This is a genomic window from Streptococcus sp., assembly GCF_030528045.1.
In the GTDB taxonomy this organism is placed as follows: domain Bacteria; phylum Bacillota; class Bacilli; order Lactobacillales; family Streptococcaceae; genus Streptococcus.
Window position 1 is genome coordinate 1 of record NZ_JAUMZR010000063.1, and the last position, 5,899, is coordinate 5,899.

The 5,899-nt window shown below is 43.7% G+C and carries 5 protein-coding genes; all 5 read right to left on the reverse strand.

From position 1 onward, the window contains the following. Nucleotides 1-85 precede the first annotated feature (85 nt). The gene (gene adcA / locus Q4A91_RS09075; RefSeq protein WP_303214167.1) at nucleotides 86-1,591 is read right to left on the reverse strand and encodes a zinc ABC transporter substrate-binding lipoprotein AdcA; all 1,506 of its coding nucleotides are present in this window, start codon (nucleotides 1,589-1,591) and stop codon (nucleotides 86-88) included. A gap of 9 nt (nucleotides 1,592-1,600) precedes the next feature. Continuing rightward, the gene (locus Q4A91_RS09080; protein ID WP_000950023.1) at nucleotides 1,601-2,407 is read right to left on the reverse strand and encodes a metal ABC transporter permease; all 807 of its coding nucleotides are present in this window, start codon (nucleotides 2,405-2,407) and stop codon (nucleotides 1,601-1,603) included. Further along, entirely contained in the window at nucleotides 2,400-3,104 is a 705-nt protein-coding gene (locus Q4A91_RS09085) for a metal ABC transporter ATP-binding protein (RefSeq protein WP_303214168.1), read from the reverse strand. Before Q4A91_RS09085 ends, Q4A91_RS09080 begins: the two co-directional genes overlap by 8 nt. Continuing rightward, nucleotides 3,104-3,544, reverse strand: coding sequence for a zinc-dependent transcriptional regulator AdcR (gene adcR / locus Q4A91_RS09090; RefSeq protein WP_303214169.1), 441 nt, complete (start codon nucleotides 3,542-3,544; stop codon nucleotides 3,104-3,106). The genes Q4A91_RS09085 and adcR overlap by 1 nt, the downstream gene beginning before the upstream one ends. Nucleotides 3,545-3,691: 147 nt before the next feature. Then, a complete protein-coding gene (gene nt5e, locus Q4A91_RS09095; RefSeq protein ID WP_303214171.1) occupies nucleotides 3,692-5,743 on the reverse strand; it encodes a cell surface ecto-5'-nucleotidase Nt5e in 2,052 nt (683 codons plus the stop codon). Between the last annotated feature and the right edge of the window lie 156 nt (nucleotides 5,744-5,899).

The following is a 5,899-nucleotide window of genomic DNA, read 5'->3' on the forward strand; positions in this document are numbered from 1 at the left end:
CTCCATAATTTCCATAGTGGTTTTTACCCACTACAGATATTATAGAGCCAAAAAATCCCGCAGATTTGCGGGATTCTCTCTTGCATCAATGCGCCAACATTTCTTGGGCGATTTCTTGACCAGATAGGTTATCTGGGTAGTAGGTTGGCCAGTTATCCATCTCTTCAAAGAGGGCTTCTTGGCTAGTACCTCCAAAGAAGATATGGAAATGTTCTGCCTTAACTGGGGCGATATTGTGGTCACTAAACTGAACATACTTGAACTGTCCAGCGTCCGCATCTGTTGCTTCAAAGAGGAAACGCACGCCACGATTGCCTTTCTTATAAGTCAAGATTTTCTTGCCGACATACTTGTAGGTGAATTTCTTGCTTTGGCCACCTTGAACAAATTCCATAGTGTTGTCAGTGATGTTGATCTTAGTCACATCTGTCTGATAGCCTTTTCTATAGTAGGCCTTGTACTCATCCTTGGTCATCTTACCAGTCAACTTAGCCTTGTAGTCAAAGACTTGATCAAAGGTCCCATCTTCAAGGAAAGGATAGACCGACTGCCAGTTGCCAACATAGTCACTCAAGGTACGATCTTTGACATCTGCATCCTCAAAGTAACCGTTGTGAACCGTCTTGGTGTTTTCTTCCTTCTCTGGCTCGATTTCTGGTCCTTCTTGGTCCGTTGTCTGCTTCAAAGCCTTGAGGTTTTTCTCCATCACGGAGATATAGTCCTCACCAGCCTTGGTTGCTTCTTCTGTTAGACTTTCTAGCGGGTTGAGCACGTCTAGTTTGACACCTGTTTCTTTTGAGAGTGTATTAGCTAGGGCTTGTGAGGCATTTTCTTCAAAGTAAATATAAGAAATCTTGTTTTTCTTGATATACTCTGTCAATTCTGCCAAACGTGCTGCTGACGGCTCTGCATCTGGTGAGAGACCTGAGATGGATACTTGCTTGAGACCGTAGTCCAAGGCAAGGTAGTTAAAGGCAGCGTGCTGGGTCACAAAGCTCTTTTGTTTGGCTTGAGATAAGCCATCTGTGTAGGCCTTGTCCAAGGCTTGCAATTTTTCGATATAGGCAGTCGCATTCTTCTCAAAAGTCTCTTTTTTATCAGGATAATCTGCTGACAAGCTGTCACGGATATGCTCTACCAGTTTGATGGCACGAACTGGTGAAAGCCAAACATGAGGATCGTAGTCGTGATGGTGAGCCTCACCGCCATGATCATGCCCTCCCTCTTCTTCCTCACCACCTGGCAAGAGGAGCATATCACCTGTCGCCTTGATGGTTTTCACCTTTTTCTTATCCAAGGATTCTAGCAATTTTGGAACCCAAGTTTCCATATTTTCATTTTCATAAACGAAGGTATTTGCATCTTGGATTTTAGCAACTGCCTTGGCAGACGGTTCGTATTCGTGAGGTTCTGTACCAGCACCGATTAGAAGTTCTACATTAGCAGTATCTCCTGCGACTTGTTTGGTAAATTCGTAGACAGGGTAAAAGGTTGTCACGATATTGAGTTTCCCATCTGCCTGTTTTTGATTGGAACAAGCCACTAAAAACAGGGCACATAGACTAGCTAGTAGTAAGCTAATTTTTTTCATATCATTCTCCTATTTGATAAAACGTTTCAGTAGACTGACTAACAAAAAGACAGCTACAAAGATAATGGTGATACTAGCGCTGGCAGGGGTTTCCGCATAGTAGGAAATATAAAGTCCTGCCACCATTCCCAAAAAGCCAATAGCGCTGGCTAGTAACATAACGGATTTGAAGTTTTTCCCCAGACGAAGGGCAATGCTAGCTGGCAAGACCATAATGGTCGACACCAAAAGGGCTCCTGCAGCTGGAATCATAAGGGCAATGGCCACCCCTGTCACCATGTTAAAGAGGATAGACATGGTACGAACTGGCAAGCCATCTACAAAAGCCGTGTCCTCATCAAAGGTCAGGATATACATTGGTCGCAAGAATAAGAAAGTCAAGAGTAAAACGACCGCCGCAATGGCAAAGAGGAATATCACCTGCTCCTGGCTAATGGTTACAATCGAACCAAAGAGATATTGGTCCAAACTCATGGAACTCGAACTTTTCCCCTTACTCATGACAATCAGAGACACTGCAAGTCCTGTTGACATGAGGATGGCAGTCCCGATTTCCATAAAGTTCTTATAGACTGTCCGAAGATACTCCAGAAAGACCGCAGCGATCAAGACGATAGCAATGGTTGAAATAGTTGGAGAAATCCCCAAAACCAGACCAAAGGCTACCCCTGATAGAGAAACGTGACTGAGGGTATCGCTCATGAGACTCTGACGACGTAAGATAAGGAAGGTCCCAAGAACTGGAGAAAAGAGACTCATGGCAATGACAGCCAAGAAGGCACGCTGCATAAAGTCATAGGATAACAAACTAAGCATGGTCCACCTCTTGGTCGCTTTCGTGAACGTTAAAACAACGCCATGGCGAATCTTGGTTACGAACTAGATGAATATTGCGATCCGCATAGTCCTTGACCTCCTCAGGATCATGGGTAATCATCAAAACGGCCTTGCCATGATGGTGGGCACTATGGTGCATGAGTTCGTAAAATTCATTTTTGCTCCCTGCATCCATCCCTGTTGTCGGCTCATCCAAGACAAAAATATCTGGGTCAGAAGCAAACATCCGAGCAATCACTGCTCGTTGCTTTTGCCCACCAGAAAGGGAACCAATTCGTTTGTCACGATGTTCCCACATACCAACCGAGTCTAGACTGGCCTTGATATGTTCCTCATCATGAGCATTCAAGCGACGGAACCAGCCCTTTCTAGGATAGCGACCCGACTTGACAAATTCATAAACCGTACTTGGAAAGCCAGCATTAAAACTGGCAATTTGCTGGGGAAGATAGGTTATCCTAAGCTTTTTCCCATGAGTATTTGTCTTTGAGATGGTTACCTTGCCAAATCTTGGCTGCAAGATGCCTAGGCTCGCCTTGATAAGCGTTGTCTTGGCAGCTCCATTTTCACCAGTCAGAGTGACAAACTCCCCACTATCAACACTATAGTTGATATGCTCGAGGACAGGTTCTTTGTCATAATAGAAAGACAAGTCCTCTACTGTAATATACCGCATTATTTGATTTCTCCTACTAAAGCAGTTAAAAACCGCTGGATAACTTCTTGTTCATTTGGAGTAAACTGACTTGCCACTTGTTCATAGGCTAAGAGCGTGTGCTCATGATGGTGGTGGTGTTCCTCTGCCACCGGTCGAGCTAGTTCTGTCAGTTGATAAAAGATCACACGCGCATCCTTTGTATCTCTGGATGTCTCTAACATACCCTCTTTGACCAAAGACTTGATAGCCTTGGTCACTGCCGCCTGACTGACATTGAGACGACGGGCCAACTCCGAGTTGGTTAGGGATTCTTCCGACAAGAGCATAAGGATGTGTTCCTGAGTATTGGTCAAGGCAACGTCACTCGTGCAATGCCCGATTAGAATTTCATGCTGGTTCTCAGATCTCAAGATCACCTCGTTTAAAAAGTTATCGATTTCCTGTGCAAGCTGTCTCATGTATTACTCCTTCCCTAGCTATCTTTTAGTAAAAAACAGAGATGGTCACCGATTCTTTACTGGTTAATTATATCATAAACCAAAAAAGAGTCAAGGGAAAAAGGCGTGAAAACGTTTCCCTAGACTCTTCTAGATGTAAAATTTAACCTATTTTTGCTTTGGTTTTCGACTCGATAAGATACCTGACAAACCAGCTACCATTCCCATCAAGAGCAAGAAAATGGATTGTTCACTTCCTGTATTTGGGAGAGCTTTTTCTGAGACAACCGCCTTCTTGCTAAATTGACCTGCCACCTCATAAGTAAGTGGTACATTTGTAGTCGCATCGCTAGCAGCTGCATTCGTTTGAGGCGTTTCTACTGGTAGACTAAAGTTTTTAGAATCCACAGAAATCGTCCGTGAGTTCGGATTGATCTTTTCATACTGGGTCAAATCAGCAGTCTTCAGATACTCTTCAAAGGCTGCATCCATAGATGGGCCTTCTTCACGCGCGCTACCTAACATCGTGTAGCCATCACCACCCGCAGCTAAGAAATCATTGGTTGCAAGATAGTACGTCTTTGCAAGATCTAGAAGATCATAACGACCAGTCGTGCGGTTTTTGACCTGGATGGCTAAGACACGTTTGCCTGATGGTAGGTTAGTATCATAGTAGACCTTCACACCTGAAACTTGCAAAAAACCACCACTTGGCTCTAACAATGGTTGCCCGTTCTCATCCAAGACCTTCTTGCCATCCTTATCGACCTGCAAGATAGATCCGAGTGATTTTTCAAACATATCCAAGACTTGTTGCCCCGTCACTTGGATTTGTGAAATGGTATTTCCAAAAGGAAGAACGGCAATGACATTTCCTTTAGTGATTGGTTTGCCTTTTGCAATGGTTTCACGCAAGCCACCACCATTTGTCACAGCGATGTCTGTCGGATGGCTAAATCCTGTTTGACCATACTGATAGAGAGAGTCTGCCACGACGTTCCCGAGGTTGGTTTCACGGACCCGAACATTTTCACGATCACCGTTTAGTTCTACGGGGCTGTTTGAGACAATCTCAACTGCATTTTCAGCATCGTATTTTTGTTTAATGTCTTTGACTAGTTTTTCAACTGTTGGATTGGCTGGTAATTTTTTAGCATCAGCAGCCGGAATCTGAGTTGGATTGCCCAAAAGCTGACGTGATTTGTAGATAACGTTCCCAACATTATGAAGGTAACTTCCTGTTTGATTATAGGTAACATTATCGCCATAAGTTGTGGAAGCTACTGTATGAGAATGCCCATCGATTACTGTTACGCGTTTCCCTTTCAAACGAGGATTTTTAGACAAGGCTTCTGCCAAAGTTGAACCACGCCATTCGACTGGGGTTGTGGTATCCACACCCAAGTGAGCCAGCACAACATAGTGTTTGTAGTCCTTACCTTCTGCACGAGCCTTAGCTTGAACTTCTTCGATGACCTTATTGACTTCAGAGATTGGATCTGTAAAAGTTACCCCTTTAATGTTTTTAGGGTGGGTCTTTGTAGCAGTTTCAGGTGTTGTCACACCGATTACAACAAATTCATCACCTTCCACAGTCTTATCTTTATCAACAATTGTAGAAGCTTCAAAAAGACGAGCTCCATTGACGTAGGTATTTGAGCTAAGTAATGGGAATTTCAAGATTTCCTTGTATTTTTTAACTTCATCAAGACCAAAGTCAAACTCATGGTTTCCTACAGCCATGGCATCATACTGCATCTGATTGAGAATTTCAGCGCGTGCTTCACCCTTTGTAGAGTTGGAAATCGGTAAACCTTGGAAAGCGTCTCCCGCATCAACTACCAGAGTATTTTGATTTGATTTCGCACGCTCCTGCTCAATGACAGTCGCTAACTTGGCATCTCCAATTACTCCCTTTTCCTCTACAATACGACCATGGACATCATTGGTGTGTAAGATAACGGTGTCCTTTTCTTCGCTTTTAGTAGATTCAGCAGGAGCTGACGGAGTTTCTGCAGGTACAACCGCTTCTGAAGTTGCCGAAGTTTCCGGTACCGCAGGGCTCTCAACAGGAGCTGGAGTCGCCGACGTAGCAGGAGTCGCTACGACAGCTGAACTTTCTGCAGGAGTTGTCGCTTCTTCAGCGTATACTTGTCCAGCTAAGAAGGCTGGAGCTAACAGGGCTGTCGATAAGACAGGTAACAAAGAACGTTTGTTCATTTTAAAATCCCTTTCTTTTCTTTTTCTCTTTTATATTATACGCTATTTCTAAAAATTTTGAAACTTTTGACCTATTTGTGTCTTAAATATTCGCCATTTAAAGGCTCTATAATATCTGTAGTGGGTAAAAACCACTATGGAAATTATGGAGCTTTT